We start from the raw sequence: 24,273 nt of genomic DNA, 5'->3' as shown, positions 1-24,273 counted from the left end.
GAATGTTCGACGCCGAACCTGTCCCAAGCCCGATGGTCGCCGCATCGGGAGCAGAACGCTCATTGATTTCCGGAAAAGAATGAATATTAATGGTGGACGCACTTGGGCTCGAACCAAGGACCCGCTGATTAAGAGTTTGACCCGAACAGTGTTAGCAGGCGTTAGCGCACGTATCCATAAGTACTCCGGTGATTGATAATACTTGCAAAATTGGTCGAAGACGCAAGGCGTAAGTTATCGTAGGTAGGTGCCACGTGCTTACGGGCAACTTACGGGGTGCTTACTCATGCCACAGCTCAAGCTGACCAAGACGAACATCGACCGCGTGGCGAAGCCGGGCGGCAAGGCCGACGTGCTCTACTGGGACAAGGACACGAAGGGCTTTGGCCTTCGGGTCACGCCGACCGGGCTCGCCAAGTTCATCGCCCAGGGGAGAGTGCGCGGCACCACCATTGAAGTCCGCGTCACCATCGGCAGCTACGGCGCCTGGACCGTGGACGAGGCCCGGCGCAAGGCCGACGAGTACCGCCACCAGTTCGAGCAGGGCATCGACCCGCGGGAGGTTGCGCGCCAGCAGAAGGCGCTTGGCGTGACGTTGCAGGAGGTGTGCGACGCCTACGTGGGTCGCCCCGGCAAGCTGCGGGCGAGCACCGCCGACGAGATCAAGCGCCACGTCGCCAAGGTGTTCTCCGCCTGGTGCGACAAGCCCATCGCCAGCATCACGCGCGATATGGTGCGCGACCGCCACGCGGAGCTCGTGGAAAAGGGCCTGACCGGCAAGGCCGCGCCCGCCAGCGCCAACGCCGCGATGGTGACGCTGCGCATTCTCATCAACTTTGCCACGGACGAGTACCGGCGGCCCGACGGCCGGCCCTTGATCGAGCACAATCCTGTTGGGGCGCTAAAGCACCACTGGGCCAAGCTGGGCAGCCGCACAGAGCGATACGTGGACAAGGGCAGGCTAGGGGCCGTCTGGAACAAGCTGCAAGACGAGCGGGTGGACCCGCGCAGCCGGGACGCTCTGGCGGGCATCGACCTCACAATCTTCCTGCTGCTGACCGGCGCCCGCCGGGACGAGGGGGCGGGGCTGACTTGGGACCGGGTGCACCTGGCCGACGACCCGGCGGACTGTTCGTGGCACCTCGACGAGCGCAAGCGCGGCGACCCGATCACGCTGCCGCTGTCCTCGCAGGCCGCGGCGCTGCTGCGGGTCCGCCTGCCAAAACCGAAGATCAACGAAAACGACCCTGAGCCGAGCCCTTTCGTGTTCCCGTCGTGGAGCAAGGCCGGCCGGATCATGGACGCGCGCAGCGCCATGGAGACGGTCAGCGAGGTGGTCGGCAAGCACCTCAGCCTGCACGACCTGCGGCGCACGTTTACGAACATCGCCATGCGGGACTGTCGCATCGAGAAGTTCAGGACTGACCTCCTGACTGGCCACAAGCCCGCACAGGAGGACACCACGTCTCGCAACTACCTCGACCTCACCAACCTGGGGTGGCTTCACCAGGAGGTCCAGCAGGTCAGCAACTGGATCGAGCAGCAGGGAAGGGTGGCGGCGGCCCAGGCCAGAAGCTCAAATATTGTGCAGATACGCGCGTGATCAATCAGTCACGAGCCTCAAACGCCTCCTTGGGATACCCGGCCAACAGTATTCTCCTCATTGTAATCGAAGGGAGATACTTCATGATACGAAACTCAATGAGGTAGTCGCTAAAGTTATTTGACATACCAGTTAGGCCATTTAACGCCAAAAGCAGTACCTCCTGGCTTTGAAGTTGACTCCGTAATAGATTTCCATATCCTCTTTTGTCAGAATCCGAAAGGACGGAGTCCTCAGAAACACGTCTGAGGATGGTGTATATCACCCGATAATAGGCGCCGAGCCTGGCCTCGAACCTTGTATGGACGCGCACTCGATACAATCGTGCTAAGTCCTTTTTCGTCATGGGTCCGTCTTTTATCCGTAATCGAATCCAGTAAGTAGCCTCGCGTGCAGCTCTTGCTAGCGCCTCGGCTCCATTCGCTGTTCCGACGTTGCTACTTCCGACTGCTGCGATGTAGCTATCTGAATACTTAAAGACAATTTCTGACCGTACATCTCGCATTAGACCAAGGAGATCGAAGAATGATTTGTCAAAGTTCTGCCTGTGTTGGTCTAGTCGCTGCGCTATTGCGTCGCTCTGCTGATCACGAAGGGCTCTGCCTTGCATAACTAGTGTCAACAAGATGCCACCAAATCCAAGCGCACTAACAAGGGCGTTGAAGGCGCCAAACGAGTCGCCCCAAGCGCTCGAGGCGGCCGGATTTGCCCTGTTTAAAAACCAATCGGCTATCGTAACGCCACAGGCTGCCCAGACATACCAAAGTAGAAGTATCCCCGCGACAATGACGCAAAGCGCGATCTCCAATATGCTTAGTTTTCGCATCTCCCCTCCCCCGCGTCTACCTTATGAAGGCATACGCCTGGTTTTGCAGCAAGGGGACCCCATTAGCGATGCCCGCTTCGACAAAAAAAAGCGCTTGCTAGATGTATTTGCGATAACGTAGCGTTCTTACATGGCGCCGCTGGGCGCGCCCCCACGAGGGAAGTTCCAGAAAACTTGAGCCGGCGGAGTAAGGGTGAGATTCCCCCGGGACCCGGACACTGCCGGCCGACATTGATCCTCCGCCGGTGCTGGTGACCACAGCGCAACAGCAACGCTTTTGCGGGAATATCCCATGCACCAATCAACGCACCAGATGCGTCTGCTGGACACGCAGCGTAAACCTGGAACGGGCGATACTTACTCTTAGTGGGTATTTACTCCGGCACTTTCCTACAGGCGCCATTCTCGTCGGGTACGCACCGATCGGAGTCGCGACCATGTCGAACTAATATCTGAGCCTGCCACTGGTAGAACATGCGTGAGTGTTGATTAGAAAACTTCGCTACGGACCTGCTGACCGGCCACAAGCCCGCGCAGGAAGACGCGACGGCCCGCGACTACCTCGACCTCGTGTATCTAGGCTGGCTGCAATCTGATGTGCAGAAGATTGGCAATTGGATCGAGCAGCGGGGCAGGGTTGCCGCGGCCAAGACGAACGGCGAGAACGTTATTCAGCTACGTGCATAGGATCCCGCATGAACTCTCCACCCAGCTTTTTTGTCGCCAAGGTTGCCCCCGAGAAGCAGGAGGAGTGCTACGTAGAACTCGCGCGCGCGATAGGGCGGGCAGCACCCACGGCGGGTTCGCGCATCTACTCTATCACCTTCACGCACAACGGCGAGCGATGGACGGCGACCGTGGGCGAACAACTTCGAGGGAGCGCGACTAGGACGAGCCGGGTACGCGGGCAGAAGGTGGAGCGCATGGTGCCGCTCTCCAACGGCTCAACGGTAATGGCCATCTTTCCCAGCGTCCCCTTCCACGTTTGGCACGATGGTGCGTCGGGGGCATGGGCCAATCCGTTCCTGACAAGTGAGCCGACCTCGATCACCTACTTCCCCGCCTAGCTCCATGCCAGCGACGCCCTGCCAGCGCGGTGGCATTGCGCGCATAGCGCCGTCGCACCGGACGCGCCCCGTCCAGCGCGAAAGGCCCCGTGCCCTCCCTAGGGTGGCGGGCTGCCCTCTCGGCACTGTACGCGCCTATTGCCGCTCGGGCACAACCTCGCGGACGAACGGGTCTATTCCGCTGGCCTCCGTTTTGAGGCGCTCCCACTCGTCCTTGAAAATTTTACTCGCAACCTTCTTTACCGCCTCTTCCTGCCCGGCGTTGCTTGCGTAGTGATGCATAGCTGCAACGAGTGCCTTGTGGTCGTGCTCCGCGTTGGGACCCGTCCACTTGAGGCGAATCTCAATGCGAGCAAGAAGCCGTTCTTTGATGACTAAAGTTTCCATCTGTTCCGCCTGCGTCGGTTCCGTGGAGTTCATACGTTGCGCGAGGGTCGTCCGATAAGCATCAAGTTTCCTGAGTGAGATGAATTCAGCAACATCGTCGCGAATTGTGTCGATCCACTTCTGGCCGTTGGCGCTGACTACTGCGGCCCGCGATGTACGGGCCTGTGTTGATCTGGGCGCGAATGCTGTCAGTCGCGTTTCAGCGGTTAACGAACACAGCGCTCCACGCGCCGGCCGCGGCGAGAAGGGCAATAGCGGCAGAGATCATCGCGATGGTTTCAGAGGTCATTAGAGGCGTGGAGCACCGGCATATAGTGGCCCAAACTTTTCGCTGGCTAGATGCAAAGGGGATAACCTACAGGTACTTGCAGCCCCGCTTGGGGTCCGTTGCCACACTGGGGCGCGCCCGCGAGGAAAATTCCAGAGACGAGGGCCGGTCGGCGCAGGGGGGAAGTGCCCCGAGGCCCCGGACACTGCCAGGCGGGCACGCGGCTTCGCTTGGTGCTGGTGTCCACAGCGCACATGCAAACGCTTGCTGCGGGATCGTCCCATGAACCAATCAACGCATTCGATGCGTCTGCTCGACACCGTGCAGACTGCCGCCTTGCTGGGCATTACCCCCAACACCCTGAAGTTCTGGCGGCACAAGGGCCGCGGCCCTGCTTTCATAAAGCTAGGTGACGCGCCCCAGGCCGGTGTCGCCTACGACGAGGCCGACGTGATCGCGTGGCGCGAGGCGCGAAAGTTCAGCAGCACGAGCGCCTACAGTCCCGCCGCTCAGGCCAACGCCGGATCAACAGTCAGGCGTCCCGCCGCGGTAAGTCGCTAATCCAGCGTGCGATATTTCGCGCCCAATCTCGGTAGGAAGACGACCGGAAGACCCCCAACGCAGAAGCGGCGGAGTGGGCCTGACCCACACCCGCCGTTTCCATCAGAGGCCCACGAAGCCATGCAAACTATCCCACAAGGTGGCCGCGAGCCGCAACCCGCCTATACTGTCGACGACATTGAGGATTGGCCTGCCGTCACCAGCTTTGAGTTCGACCCTAGCGCACTCTTTGCAGAGGCTGCGCGAGCTTCTCTCCGCGCGCCCGTGAGCCGTCAGCCAGTACATCCCAAGACCGAGCCCGCGCCCGCCGGGGCTGTCACCGCCGTCGACCACGCATCATCCGGCGCATCCGGAATGTCGCTACCGCCCGGTATCGCCGGTGAGCTTGCTCGCTTCATCTACCAAGCAGCGCCCAGGCCGGTGGCAGAGGTGGCGCTCGTCGGGGCGCTCGGGCTGCTGGCTGGCATCTGCGGGCGAGAGTGGAACATCTCAGGCTCCGGCCTTAACGTCTACATTGTCCTGGTCGCTCGCTCGGGCATCGGGAAAGAGGCTATGCACCAGGGCGTCTCGAGGCTCATCGCTGCCGCGAGGCGCGCCGGAGCCATCATTGCGGATGAGTTCGTCAGCTTCGATGATTTCGTGTCCGGTTCCGCGCTCGTGAAGGGGTGCCTTCACCGTCAATCGTTCGTGAACGTCGCAGGGGAGATCGGCCACAAGTTTAGAATGATGGCCGACGATCGAGACCCGATCGCTCGGGGGCTCCGCAAGCAGATGACCACGCTCTACAGTAAATCGGGGCACGACGACACCGCTGGCGGCCTCGTCTACAGCAACACAGAGTCCAGCGTAGCCAGCGTCCAAGGCGTGGCCTTCAGCCTCATTGGGGAGTCCACGCCAGGCACGTTTTTCGAATCGCTCACCCCGGCGATGATGGAAGACGGCTTCATGTCGAGGTTCAACGTAGTCGAGTACGCGGGCGACCGACCTGACAAGAACCCCTCCCGGGCCGAGGTTCCTCCCCCTGCGCTCGTCCGCCGCCTGGTTGATCTGATGTCGCACTCGCAGACGCTCCGGCTTCGCCAGGAGGTGCAGCACGTCGCCCTCAGCGACACTGCTGCCTCACAGCTCGACGCCTTCGGGGCCGAATGTGACGATCAGATCCGCGCCGCCGGTGACGACGAGTCGCGCCGGCAAATGTGGAACCGCGCCCACCTTAAGGCGCTGCGCATGGCAGCCCTCCTGGCCGTCGGTGACAACCACCTGCACCCGATAGTCGGCGATGACCACACCGCCTGGGCCATAGGACTGGTCCGGGGCGACATCGCCGTGTTCAGCAGGAGGATCAGCAGCGGCGAGGTGGGCGCGGCTTCCGATGACGCTCGCGAGCGCAAGTTGGCAATCATCATCAGCGAATACATTCGGGCCGCGACAATATCCCCTGGCTACAAGGTCCCACCGAAGATGCACGAGGACGGGCTGGTTCCCAGGCACTATCTTCAGAGGCGAGTATCGACGCTCCCGGCGTTCTTTAGCCACAAACTGGGCGCGTCGAAGGCGCTTGATGACACCCTCAAAGGCATGGTGGCGAACGGCTGGCTGATGGAGTGCAAGAAGTCCGCCGTGGTCGAGAGCTATGGTCACCACGGCGTGACCTATCGGGTGCTTGGCTTGCCAGATTAACCGATCCACCTTCAACGTAAGCCCGCGCCTTAACCCAAAAAGCGAGGACTTATGCAGGGTTGAAGTGCAATTGTAAGGTTTTAAGAGATTAAGGTACTCCCCCCGCCTACTTTGCTGGTGGCGAGTGCTGGGTTGGGGGTACCCTCCTTAAACCTTAAACCCTTACTCCTCTGCCCGCGGGGCTCGCTCATCATTGGTGGCTGGGCGGACCTGCGTGAGACGCCACTGGACGTAGTTCTTGTGGCGGCAAGTGTGGCACGAGAACGAGCCCACCTCGTCATGCTTCATGTCGAGGAAGTAGCGCCAGGGCATGTGGTTAGTCACGTTGCATGCCTCGCAGTCCACCGAGATGGTGACCAATTCGAATGTGAAGCCGTCGGCGTCTTTGGTCGCCTTCCATGTGATCTTGCATTCCGGGTTGATGCAGTGGACGTGCCGCCCGTCCCGCAGCAGCCCCGCGCGGCGCTTGTTCTTTTCGCCGCACGAGCAGACGAACAACACCTGCTCCCCCATGCCCGAAAACGTCATGGTGCCTTTGGCGAGCCGCTCAAGCTCAGCGACGACCTCCTCGACCTTCGCACGGGTTTTAGCCTTGTCGCCATAGTCAGCGATGTGGTCATCCTTGTGCTCGGGGAGGCGTACGTGCAGGGCGAGCTTCGCCAGCGCGTTCCACATTTTCGCGATGCGCTTGGCGTCGAAGCCGACCTCGGTGCCGATTGGAACGTATTCGTCGTCCTCCGGCTTCACGCCCGCCTCGACAGGGCTCTTGCCAATGCTGACGGTCAGGGTTTGACCAATGTGCTCGTCCACGTCCTTCATCAGCGTGTTGATGATCGCCCCCGGTTGCCACCTGCGTAGCTGGTCGTGCGAGATGTAGTCATGCCGCTGACGCAGCCGGTCGTAGCAGACCTTCTCCAGAGCCAGCCGGGCCTCAAGCGCGGCGTAGGTGACGTTCTGCTCGGTGTCGCCGATCAGCAGTGCCCTGATACGGTCGATTGCTGGCTGGAGCTGGATCATGAGTACAACGTGGCACCAGCCAGCCTCGCTGTCACGGCCGAGATCGCTGCCGCCTGATACCTAATCAGACGTGTAATTACGTAAGTGCCTTTTCCCGCATCAAAAAACAGTCAGATAGAAATACCCATACTGCTGCCGTAATATAACGCTCCGCTGGCGTACAAATACATGAATACTTTAATGTGCAAATGGGTGCGTAGTATGTGCGGACCCAGGATTGCCTAGGCGACTTGCGATCGGACGGCATCGCAGAAATCGTCCTCCGCTGCCTCCAGATCGGGACGCGACACGTCGATCGTGCCGCGCAGGATGCGAAGCAGTCCGATCTCGCCCACTTCTTCTACGACCGCCGTCCGGCCGTCCGGAATGGCCGGATACAGCGCCATCACGTGGTTGCAGCCGAACCGCGCAGCGTAGCAGGCCAGCTGGTTCATAACCTCGCGGGCGGGGACGGCCGAACCCTGGCGATACTTGACGTCAATCACCATGCTGGTTGTGTCGTCGCGTTTGATGACGATGTCGGGTTCGGCGGTCGATCCCTTGGCCGATGGCACCCGGCTGGTTGTGAAGAGCGGTACCTGTGCGCCAGTCTCACCCTGCACGTTGCCGTCGAGGATGCGGTAGTCGGCGCCGAGCCGTTGCCGGAGTACGTTCCGGCAGTAGCCCTCGAAGATGTGGTCCATGTTGACCAGCGCCACCGCCGCGTCGGCCATGCCTCCGTCGCCTAGGAGGCTGAGACCCAGATCGGCGACGAGGTAGCCGGCGAGCGTCAGCGCCGGACCGTAGTCGCCATGATGCGGCGGGAGCCAGACGATCTGACGGCCGATGCCTTCCGGTGAAAAATCAAGCCGTGTGGGCCGTCCGACCCGCGGCAGCCAGTCGCGCAGTTCCGCTAGGCTCGCGGCTCGCGATGACGCTTTTGCGGTTGCATCATGGTAGCGGTGGATGAGCCGGTCGAGGGCGAGCGACAGGAGCCGGTTGGACGCGCAGTCGAACGTGCGTTCGTATCGGAACGACACGGCGATCGGTGTTCCCGCGGTCCTCGTCCTGATCAGGCTGCGTATCGGGTCCACCCGGCCCGACGGACTGGTGCCGACGTGTTCGCGCTCCATGTAGGTCTTGAGCAGGCCTTCGTCGCGGATCGCTCGCAAGGCTGCGATGAAGCTGTCTGCGAGGAGGTCCATGAGCGACGCGGGACGCTCGGTCGTCTCCGCGTAGCGCCGACGGTAGGCCGTGAGCGTCTTGAAGGCGTGAGGCGGGAACGTCGCGCGGTCGATGATCCGCTCCAGGTTAGCCACCGGAACCTTCGTGCTCACCGCCAGCGTCACGCGGTCGTTGAGCGGTATGTGGCCGATCCAGCCGTTGCTGCGGATGGTGAGGCCGCCGCGCCTCCGATCGTATTTGATCTCCACCAACGCCTTCACGTCGTCGTAGAGGTCGAGCGAGCCATCGGACCGCAGCACCCCCGCGGGCAGGGGGACGTCGGTGTGCTCGGTCGTACCGATCTGCTCGAGCGTGTCTTCGGGGTCTCGACCCGCCGCTCTGAGCAGGTTGGAGATGGCTCCGAAGCCGGTCACGCCTCCTCAGCCGCTGCATCATCGGCAGCCGGCGCAGCTGTAGGTTGCGGATCTGCGACGACGACCTCCCACGCGGCCCTGATCCTAGCGACGGATGCCGTGTCGAGGCCTGCAGCGCGTCGGATCGTGGGCAGGATGCGCAGCGCCCAAACGTCCCGCGCCGCCTGCCGATCTATGCACTTCAGGAAGTAAGCGTGTCCCAGCCGCAGTCGTTCGTTCCGCTCCTCGTTAAGCTGGACGAAGAACGTGGCGAGTGCCGCCGCGAAAACCGGGTCGGCACCGGCCTTCTGGAGGACGTTCTGGAGGACGGCGACGTCGGGGCCGAGGTCGATCTGGGCGAAGCGGCGCTCGAGCGCCATGTCGAGGTCGTCCACGCCCCTGTCCCAGGGGTTCATTGTGCAGATGAGCGTGAGGTTCGCGGGCACGACCATGGTCTCGCCGGAAGCCGTCCGGAACTCTGTGCCGCGCTTGTCGCGTTCGATGTAGGTCAGCGCCTCGCCGAACACCCTTATGACATCCGAGCGGCTGAACTCGTCGATCACCAGCACGAACTGGCGGTCCGGCTGCAGCCTGGCGTCATCGCAGATCTCGGCGAAGACCTTCGCCGTCGACTCGAACACGCCCTCGTCGTTCGGGCGATAGCCGTAAACGAAGTCCTCGTACTGGTAGCTGGGATGGAACTGAGTCGAGCGGACCGCCTGCCAGTCGCCGGTTAGCTCGACCGCGATCTGCTGAGCGTACCAGCTCTTGCCTGTTCCCGGAGGGCCGGAGAGGATGACGCCCGCGAACCCCAGCTCGATGGCTCGCCGGGTCAGTCTCAGCACCCGATTGTCTGGTGCCAGCAGAGTCGAGGCGTCGGGTGAGGGCGGAGGGGCGTTCGATGCGGTCGGCGCGAGCGCGCCCAGCCCGAGATCGTTGAGGGACAGGCTGCGAACGGCCTTTTCGGAGACGCGCGCCACGATCAGACGCCCACCGGCTCGAAGTCGTCAGCTCCATAATCCGAGGAATCATCCTCGAACAGGGTGTCGAAGGTGCCCTGCCCCGCGGCGTCACCATCCATTCGCAGCCATTCTTTAAACGCGGCGACCAGTTCGCCTGGGTTCTGAGGATCGATCGCGAGGGCGTAGTCCCGCAGCAGGAAGGCCGCGGTGGCGCCCGCCGGTAGGCGTCGGCCATCGAGCATCGCGGACAAAGCCACGCTGGCGTGGTTCGGCTTGAATCGGTAAGTGATGCCGCTAGACGTCCGTTTCGACTTGGCGGTGCCGACCACCTTGGCGAGTGTCTGTCCGGCCCTGATCGACTCAGCCCCGTACGAGCCCGCCGAGTTGGCGTTGTCCAGCTTAGGACCGCGACCCCGGCTGCGGAAGGCCTGGATGAACGGTCGCTTGTCGGGTGCGCCCCCTACCCGGAGGTATGAGAGGCGCGCCTGGTTCAGCGCGGACGAGTCCACATGCACCTTCTGCGCGACGCCGAGATGGTGCAGGAGCAGATAGCCTGGGAAGTGCTCGTGCGATTTGCGCTGGCTCAGCCGATGAATGGCTGCGATCACGGCGGGTAGGGTTAGAACGTATCGCTGCTCGTCAGGTGCCGTCGCCAATCCCAGTCCCCTCGCCGCTGAATCGCGAATCGAGGTCTACACCAATGGCGCCGAGTCCGACAGCAGCCGCCGCCCGCAACGTGGTTCCGGTGCCCATAAACGGGTCGAGCACGATGCCAGGCCGGAAGGGGCCGTCCCCCTTTCCCGTCCAGCCGGCCGTGATCCGCTTGGCGAAGGTGAATTCGCGGAAGTAGCCACCGAGGACCTCCTTCGCCTCCGCGGCGAGCAGCTTCACCTGCGCGGTGTTGCGACCGGTGCCGTTCTGCACGAGCAGCGCCTTGCCGGCGTCGGAAATGCCAGTGGCCTGGATAGCAGCCAGGTGCGCTGGCGTCAGTCCGTGCTGTTTCGCCAGCTCCATAGCCCTTCGCGCCTGCGGACGATCGGGATCGAGTTCGGTCGTGCGCTGTACGATGCGCTCGCGGGGCTGACCGGTCGCGATCGAGACTTGCGAGGGACAGGCCAACGTGAGGCAGCGGTCCACCAGTTCCTCCGGGTAGGGCGCCAAGTGGGCGCCGGCATCGCGCCTCAGTCCGATCCGCCAGACGTCGTTCGGACCCGTCCCGTTGCCGTACTTCTCGGCGTATCCGAACTGGTCGTAGTAGTATCCGCGACGACGTTGGACGAAGTGCAGGATGTATTCGTGACGGCTCTTCAGTCGATCCTTGGCTGGGTCGGGCATTCCGCCCTCCTTGACCCAGATAATCCGGTTCCGGAGAATCCAGCCGTCGGCCTGCGCCGCGATCTCCAGGCGGCCTGGAACGCAGGCAAGCGAACCATTATGGTAGGTGTCGCCTATGTTGATGAAGACCGATCCCCAACGCGGCAGGATGCGACGCCACTCCTGCATGCACCGGACCAGGCGCTGCACGAACTCGTCGGGTGTGGCCTCCTGCCCGAGTTGGCCCACGACGCCGTAGTCGCGCTTTTGCCAGTAGGGCGGGGACGTGACTACCATGTCCGCCGTGCCGGCAGGGAGCGGGATGGCGCCGGCATCGCCTACGATCCTGCGGAGATCGGGAGCCATCACCAGCCGTTCTCCATTGATCCGATCATCCACGACATCGGTCGTGCGTTCCGCCATCGCCTTGTACGCCTGCACGCAAATTCCTCGGTCAAACTAGATGGATTGGGAAAAGCCATAGCTACACCCTGAGCGTTCGTCGAGGGGCCATGGCTGATTATCCGCCCGGAACGCATGTCCGTTGCGGCGAACTGAAGTTACTAGCTGAGTGACCGCGGATGACTGCTGCCGACCTCTACAGCTGAACAAAGGTCTTTAGCCTAGTTCACCAGCACGCGCCAGAGCGGCTGCCCCTGTATCTAAGGCCGCAGATCTCCTCCTTGAACTCCGCTGCCACTCCGTGGCAGGTATTGGACGCGTCCGGCAAACTCCAGGCGTGGGGCGTCGTAACCTCCAAAGCTCTCGGCCGGTCGCAGATTTGCGGCCGGGCGGCATGCGCGCATGTCCAGCCGGTTCGCCGGTAAAGGCGCATGCGCCTTGGCGAGAGCTTGGGTTACGAACGCCCGGCTTCGGCCGGGCCGCTCCGAACAAAGCGGAGCAAGCCATGTCGTCCCAACCATTTTTGATTGCCCTGCTCGTGTCGGTCGCCACATGTGCCTCAACATCCGCCAGGGCAGCTGATTACCTTACGGAGGTGACTAGTGAGATTTATCAGACGACCGGGACGCCGAAAGAAGTAGCGCAACGTGCCAGCATCTGCATTTCCCAGAACCTAAAACCCGGTTCGACGGACGCCCAACTTATCATCAGCAGCGATTTCGACGGTGGCACGATCGTGGCGAGGAACGCGATCAGTTACCCTGACGGTCTAATAGAATGGAATGTACGCAGTACCTTAACGTTTGAGGCGCGAGAAGGTCGGTTTCGGATTGTTCAGAGTAGCTTGGAGCGCTTCAACCAGCGTTGGGGACCTATTGGCAAATGGACTGGCTCGGGGTGGAAGAAGGCTGAAGCTGCGTTCAATGCCTCGGCTGCCGCTGTAGCCCAGTGCGTGTTAACGGGACCAAAGCGAGCTGACTGGTAGGAATGCCGCGGCAGCAAACATCTAATCAGGCGGTCATGCGCCCAGCGCCCTCGTATCACTCACGTTTTTGCCGCCCCGTTGACAGCGGAAGTCTGTCATAATGTGCTCGGCTTAATTCTGCTGGGCGGTGGCCCGCCTTGGCTGGCGAGCGGGACCCGCGCCCGTGATCTTCTTGGCCGAGTGCAGCGCCACCACGTTGCAGACGAAGCGCACACCGCTCCAACGGGCGCTCAGCGCCGTGAGGACGAACTGGCTCGCGAAGACGGCGGCTGCCAGCCACGGCGCGCCCCTGGCGGCCCCGATGAGGTACAGGCCCGCGGGGGTGAGCAGCGCGAACGCCAAGCTCAGCGCCGCCATGTCCCGGTACATGAGGAAGCTCCGGTGCGCCTCGGCGACCTCTGTCCGGTTCTCCACCAACTTGTAGAGCTGGTACCAGCGCGCGTTCTGCTCGCGCGGCGTCTCGGGGAGTTGGCCGACGTTCTTGGCCAGCGCCTTCATGTCCACCCGCACGTCGTCGGGAGCGAACTTGGAGAACACCTCTGAGCCAGGCATCCAGCCATACGGCTTCCAGTACACCAACATGCACTTGGCCTTGTGGGGCAGTACGTTGACGAGAAGGAGCACGGCGATGGGCACCAGCACCGTGGTCAGCAGCCGCCAGTTTGCCAGCTTGGAGATGTCGCCACCGACACCCACGCCGGGGAGCAGGAAGAAGGCGACCACGATCAGGTCGGCCGTGGCCAGCATCCACAGCCACTTCTGGTACTCGGACTTGAGCGATTTGCTGCTCATCCGAAGCACTCGGTGTCGATGAAGTAGCTGCCGTTCCCGTCGACGGTGAACGTGATCCAACCGTCTCGACGTGTGGTCAGCACGTGGCGGCGCTTGCCGGTCGTGCGCACCATTACCCCGCCGTCCCTGACCACCCGGCGGTAGTCCGGTACGGTGCGTTGCGTGTCGTGCACGATAGGTTTGTCGGAGATCACCACAGCGTCAGGGGTGAAGTAGTCGAACACGTCCTCGCAGTACCCGTTCTGTCTGCCGTGGTGTGAGGCAACCAGTATGTTGGTCGTGGTCAGCTCAGTTCGGAACGCGGGGTCGGCCAGGAGCGCTCGCCAGCCTGCCACCTCAAGGTCGCCGGGGAAGAGGATTTTGAAGCCGGCGTAATGGATGAACACCACTAGGCTGAGGTCGTTCGTCTTCACGAACTGCGGGTAAGGGTTGAAGAACCAAGCGGCCGTAATTCCGCCCATGTAGTCATCGAACGGCTCTGCGACAGGCTGGTTGTAGCTGCCGCAGGCGTTCACGTACCATGTGGCGTCGCGGCTTAGGGGGCCGCCCAGGGCCTTCATCCCTGCCATCTGCTGCCCGGTGTACGTGGGGTTACGGGTCAGCACAGGGACGGTCACTCCCGCCTCGTCCAGCCCCTTGAGGTCGGACATGTGGTCCTGGTCCGCGTTAGTGATAAATAGATAATCGAGCGTTGCCCGATTGAGCTGGTGCCGGATGTACGTGCTAGGTCGCCAGTCGGCGGTGCGCCCGGAGTCGATCATGGCAAGACGACCGGCTCGGCCGTCGTACGTGTGGTGCAACATGGCGCACGCGCCGTGCTCTACGTCCCACACGCGAAGCACCATCTCCCCCAGCAGCATCGGCAGCCCCTAAACCGTTCATCCGGAGATAAGGGGTCGCGGCGGTTGTTCAAACAATGTTCTGCGCCGCCGCTTGCGCCAGCTACTTACGACTGACTTACGGGGCTACCAGATGACCACAGAGCGCGCGCCTGCTTGGCAGCTAACTAACTGATTTTGAAGGCAAATTATGGTGGACGCACTTGGGCTCGAACCAAGGACCCGCTGATTAAGAGTCAGCTGCTCTACCAACTGAGCTATGCGTCCGGAGCAACGAAGACCTGGGTCGTTCGGGCTGCTGGGTGCCGATTAGCAAAGGGGGGGCGACCCTGCAAGCGGTTAATCACCGCTGTCGCCGATGGGAGCGGTCGAGGGCCATCAGCATGCCGAAACACAGCATCACCGTCATCATCGCGGAACCGCCGAACGACACGAGCGGCAGCGGGATGCCGACGACGGGGGCGAGGCCCATGACCATCATGAGGTTGATCGCGACGTAGAAGAAGATCGTCGTGGCCAGCCCCGCCGCCGATAGGCGGGCAAACCGCGTGCGGCCGCGCAATCCGACGTTCAGTCCCCAGCGGACGACCAGGAAGAAACCGAGCATCAGCAGGCAACCGCCGACGAGGCCCCATTCCTCCGCCATCGTCGCGAACACGAAATCGGTATGGCCTTCGGGCAGATAGTCGAGATGGCTCTGGGTGCCGGCGAGGAACCCTTTGCCGAACACGCCGCCTGAACCGATCGCGATCTTCGACTGGCTGATATGATAGCCGGTGCCGAGCGGATCGCTTTCGGGGTCGAGGAAGATGAAAACCCGGTTGCGCTGATATTCGTGCATCGAAGCGAACACGACCGGCAGCGCGGCGGCAAAGGCGACGCCGGCACCCACGAACAGCCGGATCGGAATGCCGGCCAGGAACGCGACGGTGACGCCGCCGGCCAAGATCATGGTGGCGGTGCCGAGATCGGGTTGCAGCATGACCAGCACGAACGGCACGCCGATCAACAGCCCCGCCGGCCAGAGCGCGTTCAGCCGCCGGATCTCGCCCGACGGCAGCAGGTCGTAGAAGCGCGCCACGGCAAGCACGATCGCCGGTTTCATGAGTTCGGACGGTTGCAGACGGATGATGCCCAGATCGAGCCAGCGCTGGCTGCCGCCGCCGACGAAACCGAAGACCTCCACCGCGAGCAGGAGAGTGACGAGCACGGCGTAGATCGGGAAGGAAACCGCCTTCAGCTGCTCCTCCCGCACGCGCGAGACGGCAAGTGCCAGCCCGAGGAACAGGACGAGCTTGATCCCCTGCGACTGCGCCCAGGGGCGGAGGCTGCCGCCGGCCGCGGAATAGAGCACGACCAGCCCGAAGCCGCCGATCGCCATGACGAGCAGGATGATCCGCCACGGCAGGTTGGCCAAGGCCGCGGGGACGACGCTGTCGCGATTCATTCGACGGGTCCTCGCTCGGACAAGGGCGGGGGCGGGGGCGGGGCAGGTGTGGACGTCGCGGGCGTGGCCGGCGGGGGGACGTTTGCGGGGGGGACGACCACAGGCGGCGGCGCGAGTTCGGCGGCGCGGGCTGCCCGCCATTCCGCGGCGTGCGCGGCGGCGCGGGTCGGAATGTCACCGCCCCAGCTTTCCTCCAGCACGGCCAGGATCTTCTCCGCCTTTGGCCGGTCGTAGACATAGGTCATGACGTCGCGCGCGATCGGCCCTGCGACACCGCTGCCCGATATGCCATGTTCGATCACGACCGCGACCGCGTAGCGCGGCGCGGCAACCGGGGCGAACGCCACGAACAGGCCGTGGTCGCGATATTTCCAGTCCGTGCCGGCCCCGCCGAACTTGCCGCCGCGGGCACGGTCCGCCTTGGTGATGCGGCGGACCTGCGCGGTGCCGGTCTTGCCCGCCATTTCCACGCCGGGGATCGGCAGCTTGCTGCGCCCGGCCGTGCCGCCATGGTTGATGACGTTGCTCATCGCCTGGCGGACGATGGCCAGATGGGCCGGATCGATCGGCAGCGGCGGCGCGGCGCGGCGCGCGCCCGGGGTGAGCGCGGGCACGAGCGCGCGGCCGCTGGCGATGCGGGCGACCATCATTGCCAGCTGCAACGGGTTGGCAAGCATGTAACCCTGGCCGATGGTGGCGTTCAGCGTATCGGCGACCGTCCAGTCCTTTTCGTATTTCTTCAGCTTCCACGCCGTGTCCGGCACGGTGCCGTAGCTTTGCGACTTGAACGGTAGGGCATATTCGCTGCCGAGGCCCAGTTTGCGCGCCATCGCGGCGATCCGGTCGATCCCGATTCGCCGGCCCATAGTATAGAAATAGACGTCGCAGCTTTGCGCGATGCCGCCATACATATCGAGCGGACCATGGCCGCCTCGCTTGTGGCAGTGGAAGGTGCCGGACCCGAGCCGGTAGCTGCCCGAACAATAGACGCGTTCGAGCGGCGAAATGCCGGCTTCGAGGATGGCGAGCGCCGCGATCGGCTTCACGGTGGATCCGGGCGGATACAGGCCCTGCAGCGTCTTGTTGAGCAGCGGCAGGTGATCGTCCTGCGACAGCATGTCCCATTCGGCATGGCTGATCCCGTCGGTGAAGCTGTTGGGATCATAGGCCGGCATCGACGTCATGGTCAGCAGATCGCCCGTGTGGGTATCGACGACCACGACCGCGCCCGATTCATTGCCCAGCCGGCGCGCGGCATAGGCCTGCAACCCTGCATCGATGGTCAGTTTCAGCGTATGGCCGTTGGTATCGGGCCGCGTCGTCAGTTCGCGGACCAGCTTGCCACGCGCGGTCACCTCCGTCCGCTTGGCACCGGGCGCGCCGCGCAGCAGCGACTCCATCGAGCGTTCGAGTCCCTCCTTGCCGACCTTGAACCCCGGCGTGATGAGCAGGGGATTGCGGTCGCGTTCATAATCCTTTGCCGACGCCGCGCCGACATAGCCGATCAGGTGCGCGATCGCCGCACCATCGGGATAATAGCGCGAATAGCCCTGCGCCGGGGCGACGCCCGCCATGTCGGGCAACCGGACGGAGACCGCCGCGAACATCTCGTAGGGCAGGTTCTCCGCCACCGGCACCGGCCGAAAACCCGGCGACCCGGCCAGTTCCTCCGTGATCCGCTGGATATCGTCCGGCGACAGGCCGAGCATGCGGCGCAGGTCGGCCAGCACGCGGTCCCGGTCGTGCAACTGATCGGGGATCAGGTCGACGCGGAAATCGGTGCGGTTGATAGCCATCGGCCGGCCGTTGCGATCGACGATCCAGCCCCGGCGGGGCGGGATGAGCTGCAACTGGACGCGGTTGCTTTCGGACAGCAGCCGGTAATGCTCGTTCTCCGCGACCGACAGCCAGCCCATCCGGACGGCCAGCATCGCCATGATCCCCCCCTGGACCCCGCCCAGCACCAGTGCGCGGCGGGTGAAGGATAGCCCCTGCGCATGTTCCGTCATGGGGGGGCGCTGCTGGGTGCGACGCCACCTCACTGGCGCAACCGCCAGCGGTCGATCGCGGCGCACAGCCGTTCGACCAGCGGGAAGCACAGGATGGACAGCGCCATCTGCGGCAGGAACAGCGGCAGTTGCGCGATGGTCTGTCCGGACGCAAGCAGCGCCCCGATGATGCAGACGCAGATCGCCACCGCCGCGATCGCCCAGTCCAGCATATAGTCGCGGAACAGGAAGCGTTCGTCGACGACGTCGAGGACGAGGAAGACGATTGTCCAGCCTGCCATCGCCGTGCCGGGGGCCTGCCCGGTCAGTAGATCGTCCGCCAGACCGAGTGGCAAGGCCATCCAGGCGCGCCACAGTTCGGGGCGCAGCAGCCGCCAGCCGAGCACGACGAGCAGGCCGAACGGCGGCAGTGCCGGCGCGTCCGCCACGATCGGCAGGACGCCGGTAAGCAGCGAGGCCAGCAGCGTGGTGACCGGCGGCACCGCGCGGGCGAAGCGCGACACGGTCGGCGCCTGTCCGTCGATCAACGCGCCGCGATGCGCCGATCCGGCAGGCGGGCGGCCGATCATTGGGCCCCCGTTACGGCAGGGGCGGCGGCGCCGGTCGTAGGCAGGCCGGGGGGCGGGGCGGCGGCTTCCGGCGCGTAGATGGCCTGCACCGCCACGAAGTCGGTCCGATCCGGATCGGCAAGCGCGCGGGCGAGCGGCGTCAGCGCGTCCGCACCGGTGATCACGGCAACCGGTATGCCCGGTGGATACACGCCGCCGGTGCCGGACGTGACGAGCAGATCGCCGCGCCGGAAGGGGTTTTCACCGGCGATCAGCGCCCGGATGCGTAGCCGGCCGTCGCCATTGCCACTGGCCAGCGCAGGCAGGCCGTTGCGGACCAGCCGCACCGGGACCGTGCTGCCGGTATCGGTCAGCATCAGCAGGCGGGCCGCACCGCGCCCGGTTTCGAAGATTCGCCCGACCAGCCCTTCGCCGCTGCGTACCGGCTGGCCAGGCCGGACGCCCGACGACGAGCCCGCTGCGATCGTCGCCAGCCGCCGCGTGCCGGACGCCGTGCTGCCGATGATCCGGGTTGCGACGACGGTCTGCGGCGTGCGATCGACCAGACGCACGATCCGCTTCAGGCGGGCATTTTCGAACCGGTCGGCGCGTGCCTGGATCAACGCGGTCCGCATCGCGGCCATGTCGTCCATCATCTGGCGGTTGCGCGCCCCGGCGTTCCAATATGCCCCGACTTCCGCCGCGCCGCTGGACAGGCCGCGCGTCACGGCGGCGCCCGCCGCGCTGAACGGCGCGGTCGCATCCAGCGCCACCCCGCGGACCAGCGCAAAGGCGGTCGGATCGAGCCGCCAGATCGCGACCGACACCAATGCGATCACGACGCCGATCGTCGCGATCACATAGCCGGCGAACAGGCCATATTGCGCCCGGCGGGAGAAACCGGGGCGCCGGTGCTTGGGCGGCGCCATCCGGGCGGCGACCTCAAGCGGTGAGCAGGACGCCCCGGAAGACCGGGTCTTCCAGCGCGCGCCCGGTGCCGAGCGCCACGCAGGTCAGCGGATCCTCCGCCACCGTGACCGGCAAGCCCGTTTCCTCGCGCAGCACTTCGTCGATGCCCTGGAGGAGTGCGCCGCCGCCGGTGAGCACGATGCCCTGATCGACGATGTCCGCCGCCAGTTCGGGTGCGGTATTTTCCAGCGCGATGCGGACGCCCTCGACGATGGCGGCGACCGGTTCGGTCAGCGCCTCGGCGATCTGCGCCTGGGTGATCGTGATCTCCTTCGGCACGCCGTTGACCAGGTCGCGACCCTTGATGTGGATCGTCGTGCCCTTGCCGTCGGCGGGCATCTTGGCGGTGCCGACCTCCTTCTTGATCCGTTCGGCCGTGGCCTCCCCGATCAGCAGGTTGTGGTTGCGCCGAACGTAGGAGGCGATCGCCTCGTCCATCTTGTCGCCGCCGACCCGCACCGACGTGGTGTAGGCCAGACCGCGCAGCGAGAGTACCGCGACCTCCGTCGTGCCGCCGCCAATGTCGACCACCATCGAACCGATCGGTTCGGTGACGGGCATGTCGGCGCCGATCGCGGCGGCCATCGGCTCCTCGATCAGCCAGACCTGCGACGCGCCGGCATTGGATGCGGCATCGCGGATCGCGCGGCGTTCCACCTTGGTCGACCCCGACGGGACGCAGATGACGATCTCCGGCCAGCGCGGGAAGCGGCTCTTGCCGTGCACCTTTTCGATGAAGTGCTTGATCATCTGTTCGGCCACGTCGATGTCAGCGATGACACCGTCGCGCATCGGGCGGATCGCCTCGATGCTGTCGGGCGTCTTGCCCATCATCATCTTGGCATCGTCGCCGACGGCGCGCACTTTCTTCACGCCGTTGATCGTCTCGATCGCGACCACCGAAGGCTCGTTGAGCACGATCCCGCGGCCACGCAGGTAGACGACGGTGTTGGCCGTCCCCAGATCGATCGCCATGTCGTGCGACATCATCTTGAACAATCGCGAAAAAATCATTTGCCCGCCCATCTGGTCCGAATAGGATCGCGTGCCCCATCCGCCGATCAAGGAATGGCTTCATATGATCGACGGCTCGCGGAGACCCGGCGATTGGGCTACGGGACGGGGCATGTCAATACGTCGCCTGCCCGAGCATCTGGTGAATCGCATCGCCGCCGGCGAGGTGGTCGAGCGTCCCTCGGCCGCGCTAAAGGAACTGGTGGAGAACGCCATCGATGCGGGTGCGTCGCGCATCGCGATTTCTCTTGTGGAAGGCGGGATTTCGCGGATCGACGTGGCCGACGACGGGCATGGCATGGCGCGCGCCGACATCGCGCTTGCGTTGGAGCGGCATGCCACGTCGAAGCTGCCCGACGAGGCGATCGAGGACGTCAGGACGCTCGGCTTTCGGGGTGAGGCGTTGCCGTCGATCGCCAGCGTTTCGCGTCTGACGATCGAAAGTCGTAGAGCGGGCGGTGATGGCTGGGCGCGGACCGTGGACAACGGCGTCGTGACGGCCGATGCGCCGGTCGCGATCCCGCCGGGCACCCGAATCCGGGTGGAGGGACTGTTCGAGCGCGTGCCTGCGCGGCGCAAGTTCCTGCGATCGGTGCGGTCGGAATATGGCGCCTGCGTCGATGTGGTGAAACGGCTGGCCATGGCGCGGCCGGACATCGGTTTCACGCTGGAACATGACGGACGCCGGACGCTGTCGGTGACCCCACAGGACAGCCGGGCCGGGCGGGTGGCGGCGCTGACCGACCGGGAGCTGTTGTCGAACAGCGTGTCCGTCAATCATGTCCGCGGCCTGGTCACGCTAGGCGGGGTGGCCGGGTTGCCGACGTTCCACCGCGGGGTGGCGGACCATCAATATCTGTTCGTGAACGGCCGGCCGGTGCGCGACCGCTTGCTGGTGGGCGCGGTGCGCGCGGCGTATCAGGACCTGCTGGCGCGCGACCGGCATCCGGTGCTGGCGCTGTTCATCGACCTGCCGGGGGACGAGGTGGACGTGAACGTCCACCCGGCCAAGACGGAGGTCCGGTTCCGCGATCCCGGGCTGGTGCGCGGGCTGATCGTCGGCGGGCTGCGGGCGGCTCTGGACGCGGCGGGGCATCGCAGCGTGCAGCGGCCGTCCGCCGCCGCGCTGGGCAGCTGGCATGCGGAACCGGTGATCCCGTCCTGGGCGCCGTCGTCCGCGTTGTCGTCCGCGCCACGGCAGGGGTCGGTGTGGGATGCGCGGCCGGACTATCGCCCCGAACCGGCGGGCCGTGCCGAACATGCCGCGCCGATGACGCCGGCCGCCGCGGAACATCCGCTCGGCATCGCCCGGGGGCAGGTGGCGGCGACCTATATCGTGGCGGAGGCGGCGGACGGGCTGATCCTGGTGGATCAGCATGCGGCGCACGAACGGCTGGTGCTGGAACGGATGCGCGCGGCCATGGCGGCGGGCGGCGTCGCGCGGCAGGCGCTGCTGCTGCCCGAGGTGGTCGAACTGGACGAGACGGCGTGCGACCGGCTGGAGGAACGCGCGGCCGAACTGGTGGAGTTCGGTGTCGAGCTGGAACGGTTTGGCCCGCGTGCCGTGTTGGTCCGCGCGACGCCGGCGCTGCTGGGGGCGGGGGACGTGCGGGGGCTGGTGACCGACCTGGCCGACGATCTGGCGGCCTATGACACCGCGTTGTCGCTGCGCGGGCGGCTGGACCTGATCGCCGCGACGATGGCGTGCCACGGGTCGGTCCGGGCCGGGCGCATCCTGTCCGTCGCGGAAATGAACGCCCTGCTGCGCGAGATGGAGGTGACCCCGCACAGCGGCCAGTGCAACCATGGCCGCCCGACCTGGGTGAAGCTGGACACGGCGGATGTGGAGAAGCTGTTCGGGCGGCGGTGAGCAGGAAGGGTGAATGTCCGCGAACGGGCCATTTGCGGACATCGCAGTCCATCGCGCACTCATCTCCCGATGACGACTAAAACAAAAGAAACCCAGCCCTTCCTGCCGCCGCGCGGCTGGATAAGAATAGTGTGGTTGACTTTGTGCGGATCCGGGACGCGACGTTTCGGGTCAGCTACTGTAGTCATGCGATGCAGGCGTTCGCGCAACCGGACATGGCCATTACCGACAGCGCCGACTATCTCTCCTGTGCCGTGAAGCATCCCTGCAGCACGATGGTGGCGCGCTGGGCCATGGGACAGCCGGAGTTCCACCGCGATCCTGCAGTTCTTATCGAACCGTTCATCGCCGGATTACAGCGCGTGGAGCCGTCCGGCCCTGCGGCGTGGACGGCGGCACCGATATCCGCTCTGCGGGCAATCATGGCGGACCTCTAGCTCTCACGCACGCAAACTCACCACGGGGGGCACGTCGACCTAACCCCGTGGCTGGCACCGATCATTCGGGGATGCCGGCCATTGCACCCGCAAGCCGGCGGTTCATGAAACGCGACCGGTTCTTGTCACGCAGGATCTGCGCGACGTCGATTTCGCGGTGAAAGTTTGCCCCATGCAGCGGGGGTGACGACCAGGCGATCGTCGCAACCACGGTGATGGTCCGTAGTTCGCAGATGATCTCATCGCCCTTTTCGAGTACGGGCGTGCCGGAAAGGCAGCAGCCAAGCGCCGACACGTCCTTGATCCGGACTTCATGGCGAATCCGGTCCACGATGATGGTGGCGGGTATATTGCAGGGGTGGCGTGCCGCACGGCGGTTGTCACGCGCGCCCGACGCAGGTTTCGGATTATCCATGATTTCTCCGCGCGGGGATGATGCCTTTCTCCGATACGGGAAATAATGGCCGAGCGCATCGGGTGTTCGATCGTTTATTAACGGATCGGGGCGAGGGGCGCGATGATGTGGCGGGACAGCCGCTAAATCAGATGCTCCGCTGGTAAATGCGGTAGGTCTTGTTGATGCGGGTCTTCAACGCGTGCGCGATAGACCGCATGCCCTGGTTGTCCTCAAGTATCCAGCCGATCTCGCTGCGCGTCGCGCCATAGTTGGCGACGGACGCGCGGCGGATATATTCGATCATCATGAAGGCGAGCTGGCTGGCAAGGCGGGTCGCCTGCATGCGTTTTACCACGCCCATCAACGGCACGCGCATCGTCCGCACCCGCGGCTTGCGGAGCCGCCACAACAGCTTGGCAAAGCCGAATGGAAACAGCCGCCCATTCAGGTCGGCGGTCAATTCGTTCAGATCGGGCAGCGTCATCATGAACGCCACCGGTTCGCCCTCGACCTCCGCGATCATGATGAGGTCTTCGAACACGACGGGCTTCAGCTTCTTGCCGGCATGCGCGATCTCCGCGTCGGTCAGCGGGACGTAGCCCCAATTGTCGGACCATGCGTCGTTCAGGATGCCGAGAATGATCGCAGCCTCCTCGGCGAACCGACGCCTGTCGACCTTGCGGACGGTGATGCGGCCATTGCGCTCGCCCGACGTGATGATCCGCTGGATCAGCGGCGGCAGGTCTTCGGTGATGTCCAGTTCGTAGCAATAGAGGTCCTTGACCCCGGTGTAGCCGGCCGCGGTAAGATAGCTTTCATAGGCCGGCAGATGATGCCCCATCATGACCGTGGGGGGATGATCGTGGCCATCGACCAGCAGGCCGGGCTCGTCCCACACGGACAGGCTGAACGGTCCCATCGCCTGACGTACACCGCGCCGACGGAGCCAGTCCTCCGCCGCCGCGATCAGCGCCGCCGCGGTTTCGGGGTCCTCCGCCTCGAACATGCCCCAATGGCCGACGTCGCTGCCGCCGCCCTGATCAACGGGCATCGCCTGCACGAGTCTGTCGACCTGCGCGGAAATGCGCCCGGTGACCCGCGTCCCGCGCCGTGCGATCAGGAACGCCGCGGTCGCATGTTCGAACCAGGGGTTGCGACCCGGCGTGAGCAAGGCATGAACCTCGCCGCGCAACGGCGGCACCCAGGCCGCATCATCCGCATAGAGCCGGAAGGGCAGATTGACGAAGGCCGTCCGTTCGGCCCGCGTCCGGACTTCTGTGACGCGCACCCCGGCGGGAACGGGAGCCGGAGCGAGTGCCATCC

The 24,273-nt window shown here is 64.4% G+C and carries 22 protein-coding genes and 1 tRNA gene; 6 read left to right on the top strand and 17 right to left on the bottom strand.

Annotated elements, in window-relative coordinates:
• Positions 1–286: 286 nt before the first annotated feature.
• Positions 287–1,603: a tyrosine-type recombinase/integrase gene (locus BKY59_RS08070; protein WP_076070446.1), complete on the top strand. Its 1,317-nt coding sequence runs from the start codon at positions 287–289 to the stop codon at positions 1,601–1,603.
• Positions 1,604–1,607: 4 nt separating this feature from the next.
• Here the strand turns inward: BKY59_RS08070 and BKY59_RS18345 are convergent, their stop codons facing one another.
• Positions 1,608–1,949 carry a putative phage abortive infection protein gene (locus BKY59_RS18345; protein WP_420822084.1) on the bottom strand — a complete coding sequence of 114 codons (342 nt, stop codon included), beginning with the start codon at positions 1,947–1,949 and terminating at the stop codon, positions 1,608–1,610.
• A gap of 1,175 nt (positions 1,950–3,124) precedes the next feature.
• Here BKY59_RS18345 and BKY59_RS08060 point away from each other — a divergent pair.
• Complete coding sequence (locus BKY59_RS08060) at positions 3,125–3,496, top strand: hypothetical protein (protein WP_076070442.1); 372 nt, start codon at positions 3,125–3,127, stop codon at positions 3,494–3,496.
• Positions 3,497–3,631: 135 nt separating this feature from the next.
• Here BKY59_RS08060 and BKY59_RS17355 read toward each other — a convergent pair whose 3' ends face one another.
• Positions 3,632–4,135: a hypothetical protein gene (locus BKY59_RS17355; RefSeq protein ID WP_129586289.1), complete on the bottom strand. Its 504-nt coding sequence runs from the start codon at positions 4,133–4,135 to the stop codon at positions 3,632–3,634.
• A 298-nt stretch (positions 4,136–4,433) separates the two neighbouring features.
• Between BKY59_RS17355 and BKY59_RS08050 the strand changes: the two genes are divergently transcribed.
• Entirely contained in the window at positions 4,434–4,712 is a 279-nt protein-coding gene (locus BKY59_RS08050) for a helix-turn-helix transcriptional regulator (protein WP_076070438.1), read from the top strand.
• A gap of 120 nt (positions 4,713–4,832) precedes the next feature.
• Entirely contained in the window at positions 4,833–6,392 is a 1,560-nt protein-coding gene (locus BKY59_RS08040) for a DUF3987 domain-containing protein (RefSeq protein WP_083671973.1), read from the top strand.
• 162 nt (positions 6,393–6,554) lie between these two features.
• On the opposite strand, the gene BKY59_RS08035 is transcribed toward BKY59_RS08040, so the two are convergent.
• The 13 genes from BKY59_RS08035 to BKY59_RS07975 all read right to left on the bottom strand — a co-directional run bounded on the left by BKY59_RS08035 (position 6,555) and on the right by BKY59_RS07975 (position 20,246).
• Positions 6,555–7,409 (bottom strand): hypothetical protein, encoded by an 855-nt coding sequence (locus BKY59_RS08035; protein ID WP_076070432.1) that lies wholly within the window; start codon positions 7,407–7,409, stop codon positions 6,555–6,557.
• A gap of 221 nt (positions 7,410–7,630) precedes the next feature.
• A complete protein-coding gene (locus BKY59_RS08030) occupies positions 7,631–8,986 on the bottom strand; it encodes a 5-methylcytosine restriction system specificity protein McrC (RefSeq protein ID WP_076070430.1) in 1,356 nt (451 codons plus the stop codon).
• A complete protein-coding gene (locus BKY59_RS08025) occupies positions 8,983–9,945 on the bottom strand; it encodes an McrB family protein (RefSeq protein ID WP_076070427.1) in 963 nt (320 codons plus the stop codon). The genes BKY59_RS08030 and BKY59_RS08025 overlap by 4 nt, the downstream gene beginning before the upstream one ends.
• 2 nt (positions 9,946–9,947) lie before the next feature.
• On the bottom strand, positions 9,948–10,535 hold the full coding sequence (locus BKY59_RS08020) for a hypothetical protein (RefSeq protein WP_129586288.1): 588 nt from the start codon (positions 10,533–10,535) through the stop codon (positions 9,948–9,950).
• A gap of 31 nt (positions 10,536–10,566) precedes the next feature.
• Positions 10,567–11,664 carry a DNA-methyltransferase gene (locus BKY59_RS08015; protein ID WP_076070480.1) on the bottom strand — a complete coding sequence of 366 codons (1,098 nt, stop codon included), beginning with the start codon at positions 11,662–11,664 and terminating at the stop codon, positions 10,567–10,569.
• A 1,075-nt stretch (positions 11,665–12,739) separates the two neighbouring features.
• Positions 12,740–13,420: a hypothetical protein gene (locus BKY59_RS08010; protein WP_076070423.1), complete on the bottom strand. Its 681-nt coding sequence runs from the start codon at positions 13,418–13,420 to the stop codon at positions 12,740–12,742.
• Positions 13,417–14,280: a ComEC/Rec2 family competence protein gene (locus BKY59_RS08005; RefSeq protein WP_240500022.1), complete on the bottom strand. Its 864-nt coding sequence runs from the start codon at positions 14,278–14,280 to the stop codon at positions 13,417–13,419. Before BKY59_RS08005 ends, BKY59_RS08010 begins: the two co-directional genes overlap by 4 nt.
• A gap of 170 nt (positions 14,281–14,450) precedes the next feature.
• Positions 14,451–14,526, bottom strand: a tRNA-Lys gene (locus tag BKY59_RS08000).
• A gap of 76 nt (positions 14,527–14,602) precedes the next feature.
• Complete coding sequence (gene rodA, locus BKY59_RS07995) at positions 14,603–15,706, bottom strand: rod shape-determining protein RodA (protein ID WP_076070421.1); 1,104 nt, start codon at positions 15,704–15,706, stop codon at positions 14,603–14,605.
• Entirely contained in the window at positions 15,703–17,715 is a 2,013-nt protein-coding gene (mrdA, locus tag BKY59_RS07990; RefSeq protein ID WP_076070419.1) for a penicillin-binding protein 2, read from the bottom strand. The genes rodA and mrdA overlap by 4 nt, the downstream gene beginning before the upstream one ends.
• 29 nt (positions 17,716–17,744) lie before the next feature.
• Positions 17,745–18,284 carry a rod shape-determining protein MreD gene (gene mreD / locus BKY59_RS07985; RefSeq protein WP_129586287.1) on the bottom strand — a complete coding sequence of 180 codons (540 nt, stop codon included), beginning with the start codon at positions 18,282–18,284 and terminating at the stop codon, positions 17,745–17,747.
• Complete coding sequence (locus tag BKY59_RS07980; RefSeq protein WP_076070417.1) at positions 18,281–19,192, bottom strand: rod shape-determining protein MreC; 912 nt, start codon at positions 19,190–19,192, stop codon at positions 18,281–18,283. Before BKY59_RS07980 ends, mreD begins: the two co-directional genes overlap by 4 nt.
• Positions 19,193–19,205: 13 nt before the next feature.
• The gene (locus BKY59_RS07975; protein WP_076070474.1) at positions 19,206–20,246 is read right to left on the bottom strand and encodes a rod shape-determining protein; all 1,041 of its coding nucleotides are present in this window, start codon (positions 20,244–20,246) and stop codon (positions 19,206–19,208) included.
• Between the two features lie 112 nt (positions 20,247–20,358).
• Between BKY59_RS07975 and mutL the strand changes: the two genes are divergently transcribed.
• Together mutL and BKY59_RS07965 are read left to right on the top strand one after the other, a co-directional pair.
• Entirely contained in the window at positions 20,359–22,116 is a 1,758-nt protein-coding gene (gene mutL / locus BKY59_RS07970; RefSeq protein ID WP_076070415.1) for a DNA mismatch repair endonuclease MutL, read from the top strand.
• 191 nt (positions 22,117–22,307) lie between these two features.
• On the top strand, positions 22,308–22,553 hold the full coding sequence (locus BKY59_RS07965; RefSeq protein ID WP_076070413.1) for a hypothetical protein: 246 nt from the start codon (positions 22,308–22,310) through the stop codon (positions 22,551–22,553).
• 61 nt (positions 22,554–22,614) lie between these two features.
• On the opposite strand, the gene BKY59_RS07960 is transcribed toward BKY59_RS07965, so the two are convergent.
• Together BKY59_RS07960 and BKY59_RS07955 are read right to left on the bottom strand one after the other, a co-directional pair.
• On the bottom strand, positions 22,615–22,968 hold the full coding sequence (locus BKY59_RS07960; protein ID WP_076070412.1) for a PilZ domain-containing protein: 354 nt from the start codon (positions 22,966–22,968) through the stop codon (positions 22,615–22,617).
• Between the two features lie 127 nt (positions 22,969–23,095).
• Positions 23,096–24,271, bottom strand: coding sequence for an N-acetyltransferase (locus BKY59_RS07955; protein ID WP_076070410.1), 1,176 nt, complete (start codon positions 24,269–24,271; stop codon positions 23,096–23,098).
• Positions 24,272–24,273: the final 2 nt, after the last annotated feature.

Source organism: Sphingomonas montana (assembly GCF_001956315.1).
GTDB lineage: Bacteria > Pseudomonadota > Alphaproteobacteria > Sphingomonadales > Sphingomonadaceae > Sphingomonas_R > Sphingomonas_R montana.
The sequence above is the reverse complement of the archived record's forward strand: the minus strand, read 5'-3'. Positions and strand labels throughout refer to the sequence as shown.

What these genes read in the sequence shown, in the direction of transcription:
- BKY59_RS07980 (WP_076070417.1), bottom strand. Translation starts at nt 19,192, where the DNA reads ATGGCGCCGCCCAAGCACCGGCGCCCCGGTTTCTCCCGCCGGGCGCAA.
- BKY59_RS08015 (WP_076070480.1), bottom strand. Translation starts at nt 11,664, where the DNA reads ATGGCGGAACGCACGACCGATGTCGTGGATGATCGGATCAATGGAGAA.
- BKY59_RS08010 (WP_076070423.1), bottom strand. Translation starts at nt 13,420, where the DNA reads ATGAGCAGCAAATCGCTCAAGTCCGAGTACCAGAAGTGGCTGTGGATG.
- BKY59_RS08040 (WP_083671973.1), top strand. Translation starts at nt 4,833, where the DNA reads ATGCAAACTATCCCACAAGGTGGCCGCGAGCCGCAACCCGCCTATACT.
- BKY59_RS08005 (WP_240500022.1), bottom strand. Translation starts at nt 14,280, where the DNA reads ATGCTGCTGGGGGAGATGGTGCTTCGCGTGTGGGACGTAGAGCACGGC.
- BKY59_RS07955 (WP_076070410.1), bottom strand. Translation starts at nt 24,271, where the DNA reads ATGGCACTCGCTCCGGCTCCCGTTCCCGCCGGGGTGCGCGTCACAGAA.
- BKY59_RS08050 (WP_076070438.1), top strand. Translation starts at nt 4,434, where the DNA reads ATGAACCAATCAACGCATTCGATGCGTCTGCTCGACACCGTGCAGACT.
- mrdA (WP_076070419.1), bottom strand. Translation starts at nt 17,715, where the DNA reads ATGACGGAACATGCGCAGGGGCTATCCTTCACCCGCCGCGCACTGGTG.
- BKY59_RS08070 (WP_076070446.1), top strand. Translation starts at nt 287, where the DNA reads ATGCCACAGCTCAAGCTGACCAAGACGAACATCGACCGCGTGGCGAAG.
- mreD (WP_129586287.1), bottom strand. Translation starts at nt 18,284, where the DNA reads ATGATCGGCCGCCCGCCTGCCGGATCGGCGCATCGCGGCGCGTTGATC.
- BKY59_RS07965 (WP_076070413.1), top strand. Translation starts at nt 22,308, where the DNA reads ATGCAGGCGTTCGCGCAACCGGACATGGCCATTACCGACAGCGCCGAC.
- BKY59_RS08060 (WP_076070442.1), top strand. Translation starts at nt 3,125, where the DNA reads ATGAACTCTCCACCCAGCTTTTTTGTCGCCAAGGTTGCCCCCGAGAAG.
- BKY59_RS18345 (WP_420822084.1), bottom strand. Translation starts at nt 1,949, where the DNA reads ATGACGAAAAAGGACTTAGCACGATTGTATCGAGTGCGCGTCCATACA.
- BKY59_RS08035 (WP_076070432.1), bottom strand. Translation starts at nt 7,409, where the DNA reads ATGATCCAGCTCCAGCCAGCAATCGACCGTATCAGGGCACTGCTGATC.
- rodA (WP_076070421.1), bottom strand. Translation starts at nt 15,706, where the DNA reads ATGAATCGCGACAGCGTCGTCCCCGCGGCCTTGGCCAACCTGCCGTGG.
- BKY59_RS07975 (WP_076070474.1), bottom strand. Translation starts at nt 20,246, where the DNA reads ATGATTTTTTCGCGATTGTTCAAGATGATGTCGCACGACATGGCGATC.
- mutL (WP_076070415.1), top strand. Translation starts at nt 20,359, where the DNA reads ATGTCAATACGTCGCCTGCCCGAGCATCTGGTGAATCGCATCGCCGCC.
- BKY59_RS07960 (WP_076070412.1), bottom strand. Translation starts at nt 22,968, where the DNA reads ATGGATAATCCGAAACCTGCGTCGGGCGCGCGTGACAACCGCCGTGCG.